Source organism: Variovorax sp. Root318D1, from assembly GCF_001424835.1.
GTDB lineage: Bacteria > Pseudomonadota > Gammaproteobacteria > Burkholderiales > Burkholderiaceae_C > Variovorax.
Map to the genome: position 1 here is coordinate 304,917 of NZ_LMCQ01000023.1, position 14,334 is coordinate 319,250.

The 14,334-nt window shown below is 66.2% G+C and carries 13 protein-coding genes; 8 read left to right on the forward strand and 5 right to left on the reverse strand.

Going from position 1 to position 14,334, the window contains the following annotated elements; translation table 11 throughout:
- Position 1: 1 nt before the first annotated feature.
- The 3 genes from cysW (at position 2) to ASC78_RS22335 (ending at position 2,582) form a co-directional block, all read left to right on the forward strand.
- Positions 2-895: a sulfate ABC transporter permease subunit CysW gene (gene cysW / locus ASC78_RS22325; RefSeq protein WP_055806419.1), complete on the forward strand. Its 894-nt coding sequence runs from the start codon at positions 2-4 to the stop codon at positions 893-895.
- A gap of 89 nt (positions 896-984) precedes the next feature.
- Positions 985-2,082: a sulfate/molybdate ABC transporter ATP-binding protein gene (locus ASC78_RS22330; RefSeq protein WP_055806422.1), complete on the forward strand. Its 1,098-nt coding sequence runs from the start codon at positions 985-987 to the stop codon at positions 2,080-2,082.
- Positions 2,079-2,582, forward strand: a complete 504-nt coding sequence (locus ASC78_RS22335) for a disulfide bond formation protein B (protein ID WP_055806426.1) — start codon at positions 2,079-2,081, stop codon at positions 2,580-2,582. Before ASC78_RS22330 ends, ASC78_RS22335 begins: the two co-directional genes overlap by 4 nt.
- Before the next feature lie 39 nt (positions 2,583-2,621).
- On the opposite strand, the gene ASC78_RS22340 is transcribed toward ASC78_RS22335, so the two are convergent.
- The 4 genes from ASC78_RS22340 to ASC78_RS22355 all read right to left on the reverse strand — a co-directional run bounded on the left by ASC78_RS22340 (position 2,622) and on the right by ASC78_RS22355 (position 5,818).
- Positions 2,622-3,314 (reverse strand): hypothetical protein, encoded by a 693-nt coding sequence (locus ASC78_RS22340; protein ID WP_055806429.1) that lies wholly within the window; start codon positions 3,312-3,314, stop codon positions 2,622-2,624.
- Positions 3,315-3,387: 73 nt separating this feature from the next.
- Entirely contained in the window at positions 3,388-4,686 is a 1,299-nt protein-coding gene (locus tag ASC78_RS22345) for a type II toxin-antitoxin system HipA family toxin (RefSeq protein WP_055806431.1), read from the reverse strand.
- Entirely contained in the window at positions 4,683-4,997 is a 315-nt protein-coding gene (locus ASC78_RS22350; protein WP_055806434.1) for a helix-turn-helix domain-containing protein, read from the reverse strand. The genes ASC78_RS22345 and ASC78_RS22350 overlap by 4 nt, the downstream gene beginning before the upstream one ends.
- Positions 4,998-5,056: 59 nt before the next feature.
- Entirely contained in the window at positions 5,057-5,818 is a 762-nt protein-coding gene (locus ASC78_RS22355) for a hypothetical protein (protein WP_055806437.1), read from the reverse strand.
- A 113-nt stretch (positions 5,819-5,931) separates the two neighbouring features.
- Between ASC78_RS22355 and smc the strand changes: the two genes are divergently transcribed.
- From smc to def, 5 genes are all read left to right on the forward strand, one after another.
- Positions 5,932-9,447 (forward strand): chromosome segregation protein SMC, encoded by a 3,516-nt coding sequence (gene smc / locus ASC78_RS22360; RefSeq protein ID WP_055806441.1) that lies wholly within the window; start codon positions 5,932-5,934, stop codon positions 9,445-9,447.
- 14 nt (positions 9,448-9,461) lie between these two features.
- On the forward strand, positions 9,462-10,565 hold the full coding sequence (locus ASC78_RS22365) for a cell division protein ZipA C-terminal FtsZ-binding domain-containing protein (protein WP_055806444.1): 1,104 nt from the start codon (positions 9,462-9,464) through the stop codon (positions 10,563-10,565).
- Between the two features lie 23 nt (positions 10,566-10,588).
- Positions 10,589-12,673: an NAD-dependent DNA ligase LigA gene (gene ligA / locus ASC78_RS22370; RefSeq protein ID WP_055806447.1), complete on the forward strand. Its 2,085-nt coding sequence runs from the start codon at positions 10,589-10,591 to the stop codon at positions 12,671-12,673.
- A 114-nt stretch (positions 12,674-12,787) separates the two neighbouring features.
- Entirely contained in the window at positions 12,788-13,225 is a 438-nt protein-coding gene (locus tag ASC78_RS22375) for a hypothetical protein (protein WP_055806449.1), read from the forward strand.
- A gap of 50 nt (positions 13,226-13,275) precedes the next feature.
- A complete protein-coding gene (def, locus tag ASC78_RS22380) occupies positions 13,276-13,815 on the forward strand; it encodes a peptide deformylase (RefSeq protein ID WP_055806454.1) in 540 nt (179 codons plus the stop codon).
- A gap of 33 nt (positions 13,816-13,848) precedes the next feature.
- On the opposite strand, the gene ASC78_RS22385 is transcribed toward def, so the two are convergent.
- The gene (locus ASC78_RS22385) at positions 13,849-14,244 is read right to left on the reverse strand and encodes a DoxX family protein (RefSeq protein ID WP_055806456.1); all 396 of its coding nucleotides are present in this window, start codon (positions 14,242-14,244) and stop codon (positions 13,849-13,851) included.
- Between the last annotated feature and the right edge of the window lie 90 nt (positions 14,245-14,334).

Genomic DNA, 14,334 nt, shown 5'->3' on the forward strand with positions numbered 1-14,334 from the left:
CATGAGTGCCCCTTCCAAAATCATCCGCCGCGCGCAGGCCGGCACGACCGAATCGGTGTGGGTGCGCTGGCTGCTGATCGCCATTGCGCTCGCGTTCATGTTCCTGTTTCTGGTGCTGCCCCTCGCGGCCGTGGCGACCGAGGCCTTGCGCAAGGGCGTCGGCGCCTACCTCGAAGCGCTGAAGGAGCCCGACGCCTGGAGCGCGATCCGCCTCACGCTGATCACGGCCGCCATTTCGGTGCCGCTGAACCTCGTGTTCGGCGTTGCCGCGGCCTGGGCCATCGCCAAGTTCGAGTTCCGCGGCAAGGCCTTTCTGACCACGCTGGTCGACCTGCCGTTCGCGGTGTCGCCGGTGGTGGCGGGCCTGATCTACGTGTTGGTGTTTGGTGCGCAGGGCTGGTTCGGCCCGTGGCTTGCCGAGCACGACATCAAGATCATCTTCGCCGTGCCCGGCATTGTGCTGGCCACCGTGTTCGTGACCTTCCCGTTCATCGCGCGCGAACTCATTCCGCTGATGCAGGCGCAGGGCACCGACGAGGAGCAGGCCGCCATCGTGCTGGGCGCAACTGGTTGGCAGACCTTCTGGCGCGTCACGCTGCCCAACATCAAGTGGGGGCTGCTGTACGGCGTGATTCTTTGCAATGCGCGCGCCATGGGCGAGTTCGGCGCGGTGTCGGTGGTGTCGGGCCACATTCGCGGCCAGACCAACACCATGCCGCTGCATGTGGAAGTGCTCTACAACGAATACCAGTCGGTGGCGGCCTTTGCCGTGGCATCGCTGCTGGCCATCCTGGCGCTGGTCACGCTGGTGATCAAGTCGGTCATCGAATGGCGCCACGAACGTGAAATGAAAGCCATTGCCGAGCTGCCGCCCGAGCGGCCGACGACGGCTTGAACAGTCCAGCGGTGAGGGGAGATCCCTCACCCCGACCCTCTCCCCAAGGGGAGAGGGAGTAATCAGAAGAAGGCAGAGGAAGAGATTCCATGAGCATCGAAATCCGCAACATCAGCAAGCAGTTCGGCGACTTCCGGGCGTTGAACAACGTGAACCTCGACGTCGAGTCGGGCGAGCTCGTCGCGCTGCTCGGCCCCTCGGGCTGCGGCAAGACCACGCTGCTGCGCATCATCGCGGGGCTGGAAACGGCCGACACCGGCAGCATCCTTTTTTCGGGCGAAGACACTACCGACGTCCACGTGCGCGAACGCCAGGTGGGTTTCGTTTTCCAGCACTACGCGCTGTTCCGCCACATGACGGTGTTCGAGAACGTGGCCTTCGGGCTGCGCGTCAAGCCGCGCAAGGAGCGCCCGAGCGACGCGCAGATCAAGCAGAAGGTGACCGATCTGCTCAAGCTGGTGCAGCTCGACTGGCTGGCCGACCGCTACCCGTCGCAGCTCTCCGGCGGCCAGCGGCAGCGCATCGCGCTGGCGCGTGCGCTGGCTGTGGAGCCCAAGGTGCTGCTGCTCGACGAGCCCTTCGGCGCGCTCGACGCCAAGGTGCGCAAGGAGCTGCGCCGCTGGCTGCGCCGGCTGCACGACGAACTGCACGTCACCTCCATCTTCGTCACGCACGACCAGGAAGAGGCTCTCGAGGTGGCCGACCGCGTGGTGGTAATCAACAAGGGCCGGATCGAGCAGGTCGGTTCCCCGCAAGAAGTGTGGGACCAGCCCGCCAGCCCGTTCGTCTACGGCTTTTTGGGCGACGTGAACCTGTTCCATGGCCGGGCCGACAACGGCGCGGTGCAGCTGGACGGCATGCGCCTCGATTCGCCGGAACACAGCGGTGCGCGCGACGCCAAGGCCATGGCCTATGTGCGCCCGCACGACCTTACCGTGGAGCGCTACACCGCCGGGGCGACCGGCATCGTCGCCACCTTGTCGCGGGCCATCGTGGTCGGCCCGATCGCGCGGCTGGAACTTGAACCCACCGAAACGAATCCAGATAATCCGGGCTCCGGAACCATCATCGAGGCGCAACTCCCTGCGCAACAGTTCCGGGAACTGGGCTTGCAAGAGGGCGACACCGTCGTCGCCACGCCGCGCAAGGCCAGAGTGTTCGTAGAAGAAGATTGGGTTTCCCCTTGATCGATTGGTATTTCGGCGCGCCGCGCCGCGCGTACGGGCTGATCTGCCTTGCCTGCGTCCTGATGCTGGCCTTTGGGCTTTATCTGCAGCATGTGGTTGGCCTGGAGCCGTGCCCGATGTGCATCGTGCAGCGCTATGCACTGGTGCTGGTGGCGCTCTTCACCGGCCTGGCCGGCGTATTCCGCAGCCGTGGCCTGCAGGCCACGGGCGGCGGGCTGGCGCTGCTGGCGGCCATTGGCGGTGCCTACACGGCAGCATCGCAGAGCTGGCTCCAGTGGAATCCGCCCGAGGTCGTCTCGTGCGGACGCGACCTGTACGGAATGATCGAGACCTTCCCGCTCAAGCGGGCGCTGCCCCTTATCTTTCGCGGTGGTGGCGATTGCTCGAAGGTCGACTGGTCGCTGTTCGGCTTGACGCTGGCGAACTGGTCTTTCGTTGCCTTCGCCGTTCTCGCGACGATGCTGCTGGTGCTGCTTTTTCGCCGTCGCACGGCTCGCTGAGCCGGCGAGGCCTCGGGGGCACCGCCCCCCAGGCACCGGCTACAGCGGCAGGGTGTCGAAAGCCGCGTAGCCCGTCGCCAGCCAGGACTTCACGCGCTGGCGCTCCAGCAGGCCGAGGGCATGGGCCCCTTCGCGGTCGTTCACGGCCTTCCAGAAACTCGTGTTCTGCGCATCGATCTTGCGCATGCTCGCCTCGTGCAGGCGCGGCAGCGTGATCACGCGGGCGCCGTTCGCCGTCGCCTTGGAGAGCGACTGCGATGCCAGCAGCATGCCGAAGTCGCTGCCGCGGCCGTAGTTCTGCACCACGATGTAGTTGGGCCGGTTGCCGAAGGTGTCGATCAGCGCGCCGAGCAGGTCGGTGGAGTCCTTGCCGTCGTCCAGCACATGCCAGAAGTTGACGGCCACGCCCAGTTCGTCGAACACGTCGAACAGATCGGATTCCTTGATCCAGCGCGACAGCGGCGCCAGCGTCTGGGCCGCAAGGTCGACGATCACGCTTTGCTGCGGGTTGGTTTCAAAGCCGTTCACCACGGTGTCGAGCCCCTCGAAGCTGTCGACCACGATGGGCGACGCAAAGCCTTCGTAGAAGCGCGTGAACGAGCTGTGCGAGCGGTCGGTGTCGAAGCCGATGAAGGGCTTGCTGTGGTCGATGAAATACTGTGCCAGCACGCGCGCGGTGACCGACTTGCCGACCCCGCCTTTTTCGCCGCCGATGAAATTGATGGAGCTCATGAGTTGCTGCTGCTTCGAAGGGGTTGAGGAGTGAAGGGCTGATTCATTCTAGGGGCCGCATTTTCTTTTTCTTCTATTTGCCGCGCCTCGCCATGCCTTGCAGCAAGGGATGTGCCTGCAAGCGCTGCTGCAGCCGCTTTTTCCATGCGGCAGGCAGCGTCGATGCCTCGATCATCTGCGGCCATCGGCTGCGCGCGAGACGTGCCGTGTCGGCGATGACGCGCCGGACCAACGGCTCGTGCAGCCCCGCCGAGAAGCAGAACGCGCGCACGTTGGCGGGCGTGAACAGGGCCGTGCGTTTGGTGGCGGCACCGGCGGGCGCTGCGGGCATGAGAGGAAGAGCGTGGCCATCGACGCCCTGGAGCGCGGCATACGCCACGATGTCGTAGGCCGGCGCCAGCCGCGGCGCGATGCCGTCCGGATAGAGCACGCCGAAATTCTTCAGGTGCGCGTCGGGGTTGCCGAGCAGTTCGTTCACCGCCAGGCGCCGCACGAGTTCGAGCACGCCTTCTTCGCCCAGCGACGGGAAGGCCTGCATCGCAAGCGCCATGTCCAGATAGCTGGCGCTGTACTTGTGCATCGGGTCGACCGCGAGCACCTGCGCAAAATCTTCGAAGTGAATGCGGCGCGCGCCTTCGCGGTCGAAGCGCGTCACGGCCAGGAAGTCGGGCTCGTCGGGCAGGGCATAGCTGTGTTCGGCCGCAATGGCCGAGAGCGGTGCCAGTTCGGCATGGCAGACCTCGACACCGGCCGCACCCGCGAGCTGAAGGGACAGCATCTCCAGCTGCGGCATGTGGGGACGGCCAGCGACGGGTAGCTTGGCGATCACGCGCGTGCTCGCACCGGCCCGGGTGCGCGCCACGTAGCGGCCGCCCTGGCGGCGCAGGCCAAGCTTGGGCTGCACGCCCGATACCGAGATGCCTTGCGGCATGGGCAACTCGACCACGGACATCTCGAGCGCGTCCTGGTCCTGCGTGATGAGCCGCTGCAGCGTTGGGCGGTCGACCGTGACGGGCTTTGCGCTCACCGCACCGGGCAGGTCGCCGCCGCAAGCCGCGAGGAGTTCGAAATGGTCGCTCTCGCGGCAGCCGCGCAATTGCGCGATATGGCTGCGCAGCACGCCTTCGGGCAGAAGGTTCTGGAAGAAGCGCGGCAGCTGGCCGCCTTGCGCGTTGAACAGCGGATTCTTCACGTCGGCCCAAAGCGCCGACTGCGTGGCGGCATCGCTCGCCACCATCGACAGCGAAAGCACCTCTGCCGGGGGCGCGGCAACCAGTTCTGGCTCCGCCACGAAGCGGCACAGGTCGGCGTACTGGAAGAGCTTGCCGAAGCGCCGCGTGCCGAGCGATATTTCCAGGATCTTGACGTTCACGGCGAGCGGCGCTTGTTGACGTAAGGCGGGGAGGGCGCCTGAGCAACGGCATGGCCCACGCGGGTGACTACCGGGTGGTAATCAGCATCGGTGCTTGCACTCTGGCCAAAGCCCTTGGGAGCCAGTTGCAGCTCCAGCCCGAGCGCATCAACGAGCGCCAGCAGCGACGACAGCTGAGGGTTGCCCTTCAGACTCAGCGCATTGCGTACCGAGCGCTCGGTCAGGCCGGAGCGCTGCGCAATTTGCGCATGGGTCATGCCCGCGGCATCGCGCCGCGCGGCGAGGGCTGTGATGAGTTCCTGCTTGGTCACAGAAAGATATTACCGCAAAGGCCAATTTCGGAAATATGTTTCCTGGATGGGCCCTGGGTCTATCTGGGGACCAGCGTCAAGAACGGCATGACCACGCCCATGATCCAGTTCTGCCCGAAATCGAGGGCGGCGCGCCGGTATTTCTCGTCCGCCTGGGCGGCCATCAGGTCGAGCCGCGCCACCACTTTGGACAGTTCGCGGTCAGCCACGAGGTTGCGGCCGCGTTCGCTGATTTCGGTGGCCAGCAGCAGGGGTTGGCCGTCGGGGCCGGTTTTGGACGAGATCAGCCACAGCGATATCTCGAAGTTGCGCGCCGCGCGGTAGCTGTTCTCGGCATTGACCCCGTCGAGCATGGTCTGGTCCCAGGTGTCGCCATTGGCCTGCTTGAGCATGGTGGCCCAGCCGACAACCAGCGCCGCGACGCGGTCACCCTGGTAACCCTGCGGCCCGGTGTCGAATGCCACGCGGATGGCATCGATGCCGGTGGCGCCGCGCAGCTCGGGCAGGGCGGGGCCTGTGAGTACCGCGTCCCAGGCGCGCTGGGCGGCGGCTTCGACGCTGGCTGCGGATTTACGCCACTCGCGCGGGTTGCGCCGGTACAGCGTGGTCTGCACGCGCCGGATCGATTGCAGGTTGTCGCGCAGGGACAGGTTGGCAATTCGGTTGGCGCTGGATTGCAGCCATTCCTGATTGCCATAGGGCTCGGCGCGCTCGGTGGAGCGCACCGCCGCGCAACCGACAAGGCCCAGCAGGGCGGCCGCGCCGGCCAGCAGGCAGCCGCGGCGCGCGGCGAAGGGTGATGAAACCAGGGAATCGCTCATGCCCTGACGTTATCATCCACGGCTGGGGCGGCGGCCTGCTTTGAGCGGCGGGCCCGTGCAATTTTCCTTACAAATCAATACCTTGGCGCTACGCCAAGGCAGGCCGACAAGTCGTGCGTCTTAATTCCATCAAGCTTTCGGGCTTCAAGTCGTTCGCCGAACCCACCAACTTCCTGCTGCCAGGCCAATTGGTCGGCGTTGTCGGACCCAACGGTTGCGGCAAGTCGAACATCATGGATGCGGTGCGCTGGGTGCTGGGCGAGTCGCGCGCGTCGGAGCTGCGTGGCGAGTCGATGCAGGACGTGATCTTCAACGGCACGACCACGCGCAAGCAGGCCAGCCGTTCGAGCGTGGAACTGGTGTTCGACAACGCCGACCACCGCGCGGGCGGCCAGTGGAACCAGTTCGGCGAAATTGCCGTGCGGCGCGTGCTCACGCGCGACGGCACCAGCAGCTATTACATCAACAACCAGCCGGTGCGCCGCCGCGACGTGCAGGACGTGTTCCTCGGCACGGGCCTCGGCCCACGCGCCTACGCCATCATCGGCCAGGGCACGATCAGCCGGATCATCGAATCCAAGCCCGAGGAACTGCGCCTGTTCCTCGAAGAGGCGGCGGGCGTCTCCAAGTACAAGGAGCGCCGGCGCGAAACCGAGAGCCGCCTGGGCGACACGCGCGAGAACCTCACGCGCGTCGAAGACATTCTTCGTGAACTGAACGCGAACCTCGAAAAGCTCGAGAAGCAGGCCGAGGTGGCCGCGCGCTACAACATGCTGCAGGGCGATGCCACGAAAAAGCAGCACCAGCTGTGGTTCCTGAAGCGCAGTGAAAGCGACGTCGACCAGGCCAAGATCAAGGCCGATTCCGAAAAGGCGATCAACGACCTCGAATCGCGCACCGCCGACCTGCGCCGCATCGAGGCCGAACTCGAAACCGTGCGCCAGGCCCACTACGCCGCCGGCGACCAGGTCAACCAGGCCCAGGGCAAGCTCTACGAGGCCAGCGCCGAAGTCGGCCGCCTCGAAGGCGAGATCCGCTTCGTGGTCGAGGGCCGCCAGCGCGTGGAGCAGCGGCTCGTTCAGTTGCGCGAGCAGATGGGCCAATGGGGCCGTCGCCGCGAAGAGGCAGAGGCAGAAATCGAAACGCTGGCCGGCCAGGGCGTCGATGCCGAAGAGCAGGCCGTACTGCTGGCCGCGCAGCTCGAAGAGCACGACGCGCGCATGCCCGAGCTCGAGGAAGCCGTGCAGCGGGCCCAGAACGAAGCCAACACGCAGCGCGCCGCCGTCGGCCAGGTCCAGCAGCAGATCCAGGTGCTGGCCGCCGACCAGCGCAACATCGAAGACCAGAGCCGGCAGCTCACGCAGCGCAGCGAACGCCTGCGCGCCGACCAGAACGCGCTGGCCGCGCCTGATGAAGCCCGCCTGCAGTCGATGCAGGAGGAGCATGCGGCCGCACAGGAAGCCGCGAGCGAAGCCGACGCCCGCCTGCACGAACTGCAGGAATCGGTGCCGCAGCTCGACGATGACCGTCGCTCGAAGCAGCAGGCCGTCAACACCGAAGGTGCGCGCCATGCCGAACTTTCGGCGCGGCTCGAGGCGCTGCGTGCGCTGCAGGAAAAGGTCAAGACCGACGGCAAGCTGGCCCCATGGCTGGCCAAGCACGGGCTCGAAGGCATGCAGGGCCTGTGGAGCCGCATCCATATCGAACAAGGCTGGGAAAACGCCCTCGAAGCGGCGCTGCGCGAGCGCCTGGGCGCGCTCGAAGTCAGCCGGCTCGACATGGTGCGCGCCTTCGGCAACGACGCGCCGCCTGCCAAGCTGGCGTTCTACAGCCCGCCGGCGGCCGGCGCGACGCAAGACAGCGGCGCGCTGCCGCGCCTGTCGAGCCTGCTGCGCCTGAACGACGCGGGCCTGCAGGCCCTGATGACCGACTGGCTCCATGGCTGCTACACGGCGCAGAGCTTCGAAGAGGCGCTTGCGCAGCGCGCCACGCTGAAGCCGGGCGAAGTCATCTACGTGCAGAGCGGCCACGCCGTGTTCTCGCACAGCGTGAACTTGTATGCCCCCGATTCCGAACAGGCCGGCCTGCTGGCGCGCCAGCAGGAAATGGAAAACCTGGAGCGCCAGCTGCGCGCGCAAACGCTCATCAGCGAAGAAGCGCGCACCGCTTTGATCCGCGCCGAAGCCGCCTATGCCGAAGCCGCACAGCGCCTTGTGGCCGCGCGCCGTGAAGCGGCAGAAACGCAGTCCCGCGCGCACGAGCTGCAGGTGGAAACGCTGCGCATGACGCAGCTGGCCGAACAGACCCGCGCACGCAGCGAGCAACTGGCTACAGACCTTGCCGAAGTCGACGCGCAATTGGAAGAGCTGCAAGAAAAGCGCATGGCCGCCGAAGGCCGCTTCGAAGAGCTCGACATGCAGCTTGCCGACAGCCAGGAGAGGCACGCGGAACTCGACGAGCGCGTGATCGAAGCCGGCCGTGCATTGACTGCCAGCCGCGAGCAGCACCGCAGCCTCGAACGGCAGGCACAGGAAGCCACCTTCTCGCAGCGCACGCTCGAAGCGCGCCGCGGCGAGCTGAACCGCGCAATCGAGACCGCATCGCAGCAGGTGGTTGCGCTTACTGATGAAGACGAGCGAGCCAGGGCCGAACTCGGCCGCCTGTCCGATGCGGCGGCCCAGGCCGGCCTGCAGGACGCACTGGCCCTCAAGCTCGAGCGCGAAGCCGCCCTGGGTGCCGCGCGCAGCCAGTACGACGACCTCACGATGAAGCTGCGTGCCAGCGACGAACGCCGGCTGCAGCTCGAGCGCGAACTCGATCCGCTGCGCCAGCGCATCACCGAATTCCAGCTCAAGGAGCAGGCCGCGCGCCTCGGTGTCGAGCAGTACCAGCAGTTGCTCGACGATGCCGGCGCCGACCTCGAAGCCGTTGCGCTGTCGATCGAAACCGACAAGGTCCGCCTCGTGGGCCTGCAAGGCGAGATCGACCGCCTGAACCGCGAAGTGGTGGCACTGGGTGCGGTGAACCTGGCGGCGCTCGACGAGCTTGCCGTGGCCAGCGAGCGCAAGACTTTTCTCGATGCACAGTCCGCCGACCTGAACGAAGCCATCGGCACGCTCGAAGATGCCATCCGCAAGATCGACGGCGAAACGCGCGAGCTTCTCGGCGGGACCTTCAAGATCGTCAACGAGCACTTCAGCCGCATGTTCCCCGAGTTGTTCGGCGGCGGCAATGCGCGGCTGGTGATGACAGGCGACGAAATCCTGGATGCCGGCGTGCAGGTGCTGGCACAGCCGCCCGGCAAGAAGAACCAGACCATCCACCTGCTGTCGGGCGGGGAAAAAGCGCTCACGGCCATCGCGCTCGTGTTCGCGATCTTCCAGCTCAACCCGGCGCCTTTCTGCCTGCTCGACGAAGTGGACGCGCCGCTGGACGACGCGAACACCGAACGCTATGCCAAACTCGTGACCGCCATGAGCCGCGAAACCCAGTTCCTCTTCATCAGCCACAACAAGATTGCCATGGAAATGGCCGAGCAGCTGATCGGCGTCACCATGCAGGAGCAGGGCGTCTCGCGCATCGTCGCGGTGGACATGGAAGCGGCCGCATCGATGGTCGAAGCTGCTTAAGCCGAGCAGCACGCATGAGCAATCTCACTCTCGCCCTGGCCATCCTCGGCGGTCTCGTTCTCGCGGCCGTCGTTGCCTTCAACACAGTGACCTCGCGCCGCAATGCGCCGCGGCAACCCGATGCGATGGACCTCGACCTGTCGCCCGACACCGAGCGGACTTCTTCATCAACGGGCGGCGTGGAGCCGATGCTGCACGTCGATCCGCACCAAGTGCCGGGCCATGAGCGCCACGAACCGCTATTCGATCCCGATCTGCCCGCGCCCGGCGCCACGCCGGTTCCGACTGCGGACCGGCGTGGCGGGCTCGATCCGCTCATCGACGTGATCGCACCGGTCTCGCTGGACGGGCTTGCCTCGGGTGACGCGGCGATTGCAGCCATGCCCTCCACGCGCCGCGCGGGCAGCAAGCCCGTGGCCATCGAAGGCCTGAACGAGCACACCGGCCAGTGGGAGCCGCCCGTGCCGGGCCAGCGTTACAGCGCGTTCCAGGTGGGCGTGCAACTGGCCAATCGCACGGGTGCGCTCAACGAGATCGAATACTCCGAATTTGTCGTCAAGGCACAGGCCTTTGCGGATGCCGTGAACGGCGCACTCGAGTTTCCCGAGATGCTCGACGAAGTGGCCCGCGCCCGCGAGCTTGACCAGTTCGCCAGCGCGCACGATGCCCAGCTGGGCTTCGTGCTGCGCGCACTGCATGCCGCCTGGAGCCCGGGCTACGTGCAGCAGAACGCGGCCCGGTTGGGTTTCGTGGCGGGCATCATTCCCGGCCGCATGGTGTTGCCCACCAGCGAAGCGGGGCTGCCGCCGATACTCGGACTGTCATTCGACACCCAGGCCGCGCTGGCCGACGATCCCGCGCAATCGGCCATCCGCGAGCTCAGCCTGAGCCTGGACGTGCCGCAGGTCGATCGCACTGAGGAGCCGTTCCGCCGCATGCGCGAGGCCGCCGCCACGCTGGCGCGCGAGATGGACGGCGTGGTGACCGACAGCGACGGGCAGCTTCTGCGCGAGGAGACCATGGACGCGATCGGCGCCGATCTCGAGCAGCTCTACGACACGCTCGAGTCGCGCGACCTGGCCGCCGGTTCTCCGCTGGCGCGACGCCTCTTCAGCTGATCCGATTTCTTCGGGAGACACCCATGACCACGCGCGACGAAGCGGCACGCGAAGCCGCCGCACTGAGCGAACAGCTTCACAAGCACGCCCACCTCTATTACGTGCTCGACGCGCCCGAACTGCCCGACGCCGAGTACGACAGATTGTTCCAGCGGCTGCAGGCCCTGGAAGCCGAGTACCCCGAGCTGCGCACTCCCGATTCGCCGACGCAGCGCGTGGGCGGCAAGGTGCTCGACGGCTTCACCAAGGTGCGCCACAGGGTGCCCATGCTGTCGATTCGCACCGAGACCGACATCACGCCCGGTGGCGCCAGCGCCTTCGACGCCCGCGTGCGCAAGGAACTCGGGCTGGCCGAAGACGGCCCGCAGGTCGAGTACGTCTGCGAGCTCAAGTTCGATGGCCTGGCCATGAACCTGCGCTACGAGAACGGCGTGCTGGTGCAAGCCGCAACACGAGGAGATGGCGAGGTTGGCGAAGAGGTCACGCAGAACATCCGCACCGTGCGCGAGATTCCGCTGCGGCTGAAAGGCAAGGCGCCACCCGTGGTCGAAGTACGCGGCGAGATCTACATGAAGCGCGCCGACTTCGAGGCACTCAACGAACGCCAGCGCGAAAAGATCGCGGCCGGGCAGAAGAACGAGAAGGTCTTCGTCAACCCGCGCAACGCGGCGGCCGGCGCGGTGCGCCAGCTCGATCCGGCCATTGCCGCGGCGCGTCCGCTGAGCTTTTTTGCCTATGGCCTTGGCGAAGTCACGCCTGCCAGCGAAGGTGGGCCGGAGTTTTCGACGCAGTTCGATTGGCTGCAGCAGTTTGATGCGTGGGGCTTCCCGGTGGCGAAGCAGACTGCGCGTGCCAGGGGCGCGATTGAACTGATCGCGTTCCACGAAAACATCGGGCGCCAGCGCGATGCCTTGCCCTATGACATCGATGGCGTGGTCTACAAGGTCGACAGCATCGAGCTGCAGCGCCGGCTGGGCTTCGTCTCGCGCGAACCGCGCTGGGCCGTGGCGCACAAGTACCCGGCGCAGGAGCAGATCACCGACGTGCTCGGCATTGAAGTGCAGGTAGGCCGCACCGGCAAGCTCACGCCCGTGGCCAAGCTCGCGCCGGTGTTCGTCGGCGGGGTGACCGTGACCAACGCGACGCTGCACAACGAGGACGAAGCACGCCGCAAGGACGTGCGCGTGGGCGACAAAGTCATCGTGCGCCGCGCCGGCGACGTGATTCCCGAAGTGGTCGGCGTGGTGCCCGAGAGCCTGGCGAGGTCCGACGCTGAGCGTGGTCCGCTGTTCACCATGCCGCACCAGTGCCCGGTGTGCGGCTCGGAGGCGTTGCGGGAAGAAGGCGAGGTCGACTACCGCTGCACCGGTGGCCTGTTCTGCGGCGCCCAGCGCAAGGAAGCCATCCTGCACTTCGCGGCGCGGCGCGCGGTCGACATCGACGGGCTCGGCGACAAGCTGGTCGAGCAACTGGTCGATGCCAACCTGATCCGCACCTTGCCCGACCTCTACAAGCTCGGCTTCACGACATTGGCGGGCCTGGACCGCATGGCCGAGAAGTCGGCCCGGAACATCGTCGATGCGCTCGAGGCCTCCAAGAAGACCACGCTGCCGCGCTTCCTGTTCGGCCTCGGCATCCGGCATGTGGGCGAGAGCACCGCGAAGGACCTGGCCAAGCACTTCGGCAAGCTCGACGCGATCATGGACGCGAGCGAGGAGCAGTTGCTCGAAGTCAACGACGTCGGCCCGGTGGTCGCGCAAAGCCTGCGCACCTTCTTCGACCAGCCGCACAACCGCGAAGTGGTCGAGCAGCTGCGCGCTTGCGGCTTGACGTGGGAAGAGGGCGAGCCCGCCGCGCGGGCGCCCAAGCCTTTGGCGGGCTTGACCTTCGTGATCACCGGCACCCTTCCTACGCTCAGCAGGGACGAGGCGAAGGATAAATTGGAAGCCGCCGGTGCCAAGGTGGCAGGCTCGGTCAGCAAGAAGACAAGCTACCTGGTGGCCGGGGAGGAGGCAGGCAGCAAGCTCGACAAGGCTCGTGAGATTGGCGTCAATGTGATCGACGAGGCGGGGATGCTAGACATACTCGCCAATGGCGTCCCGGGTTGAAAAGAGGCCGCCGGCGCGGCGTTCTTACCGCTCGTTACGCGACTTCACACCGGCGCAGTCAACAGGGGCTACAAGCTGGCGTTGATAAAACAGAAGGCTGACAAGGAGTCCCTTATGCAAAAGATTCGTGTTCTTGGTACCTGCGTCGCCATCGGCGGTTTTGCGCTGCTCGGCGGCTGCGTGGGCGTTCCTGCCGACCCGTACTACAGCGGGGGCTACTCGCAGCCGTATTACGACAATCCGGTGGTCGTTCAGCCGGCGCCCGTCTACATCGAAGGCGGTGGCTACTACGAGAGCCGCCGTCCTTACTACTACGGCGGGCGGCCCTACTACGGCAGGCCGGGCTATCCGGCCGTGCGGCCTGGCTACCCGGCCGTGCGGCCTGTGGCCCCGGTGCCGGCGCGTCCGGGCTGGGGTGGCGGGCGCCACTCCGGTGGTGCCGCCGTGGCGCCGCCCGGCGTTTCGCCATTGCCGCAATACCGGTCGCAGCCGCCGCGCGGGGCAGAGAAGCTGTATTCGTCGCCGGACTCAAAGGGTCAAACCCCACCCTGATTCTCGAAGGGCGGCCGATGAACGGCCCTGGCGGTCGCGATAATCCCGCCATGGCCATCCGCGAAATCCTAAAAATGGGCGATCCCCGGCTGCTGCGCATTGCGCAGCCGGTGGCTGCCTTCGACACCGACGAACTGCACCTGCTGGTGCGCGACATGTTCGAGACCATGCTTGTGGTCAACGGCGCTGGACTGGCCGCGCCGCAGATCGGCGTCGACCAGCAGCTCGTGATCTTCGGCACCGATGTCGTCAATCCCCGCTACCCTGATGCCCCGCCGGTGCCCCGCACCGTGCTTCTGAATCCCGTCATCACCCCGATCGGCGAAGAGGAAGAAGAGGGCTGGGAAGGATGCCTGTCGGTGCCTGGCCTGCGCGGCGTGGTGCCGCGCTTTGCGAACATTCGCTATACGGGCTTCGATCCTTATGGCGATCCGATCGACCGCATCGCCAGCGGTTTTCATGCGCGCGTTGTCCAGCATGAAGTCGATCACCTGCTGGGCAAGCTCTACCCGATGCGGGTTCGCGATTTCTCGCACTTCGGCTACACCGAGGTCCTGTTTCCAGGCCTCGACGCGGCCGAGGACGACTGAAAGAAGAAGCCGGCTCGCCGCCGGCCCATGAGGTCAGTTGTACTTGCCGCCCAAGCCGAACCGGCCGCCGCCGAACAGGCTGATGGCCAGTGCGGCAAACAGGAACATGCCCTGCAGTTCCAGCGCCCAGCCACCTTGGCTATTGAGCGCGCCAATGTCCTTCTGGTGCACCAGCCAGATCGCCACCACCATGTTGATCGCGACGATCAGCGCCGCCGGCCGCGTGAACAGGCCCACGATGAGCAACACCGGCGCGATGATCTCTCCGACGTAGATCAAGTAGGCCAAGGCCGCGGGCAGTCCATGGGACGCCAGCATGCCGCCAATGCCGTCGACGCCCTTGCCGACCTTCGCAATGCCATGCAGCAGGATGAGGATGCCGAGTGCAACGCGCAGAACGAGCTTGCCGGTATCGTCGGATTTGGTCATGAGCGGATTCCTTGTTGAGAGAGTGATTGAAGGGCCGTATGTTAGTGAATGCAGCGGACGAGAAAAGCCCGCCGCAAGCGCCTAGCGGCA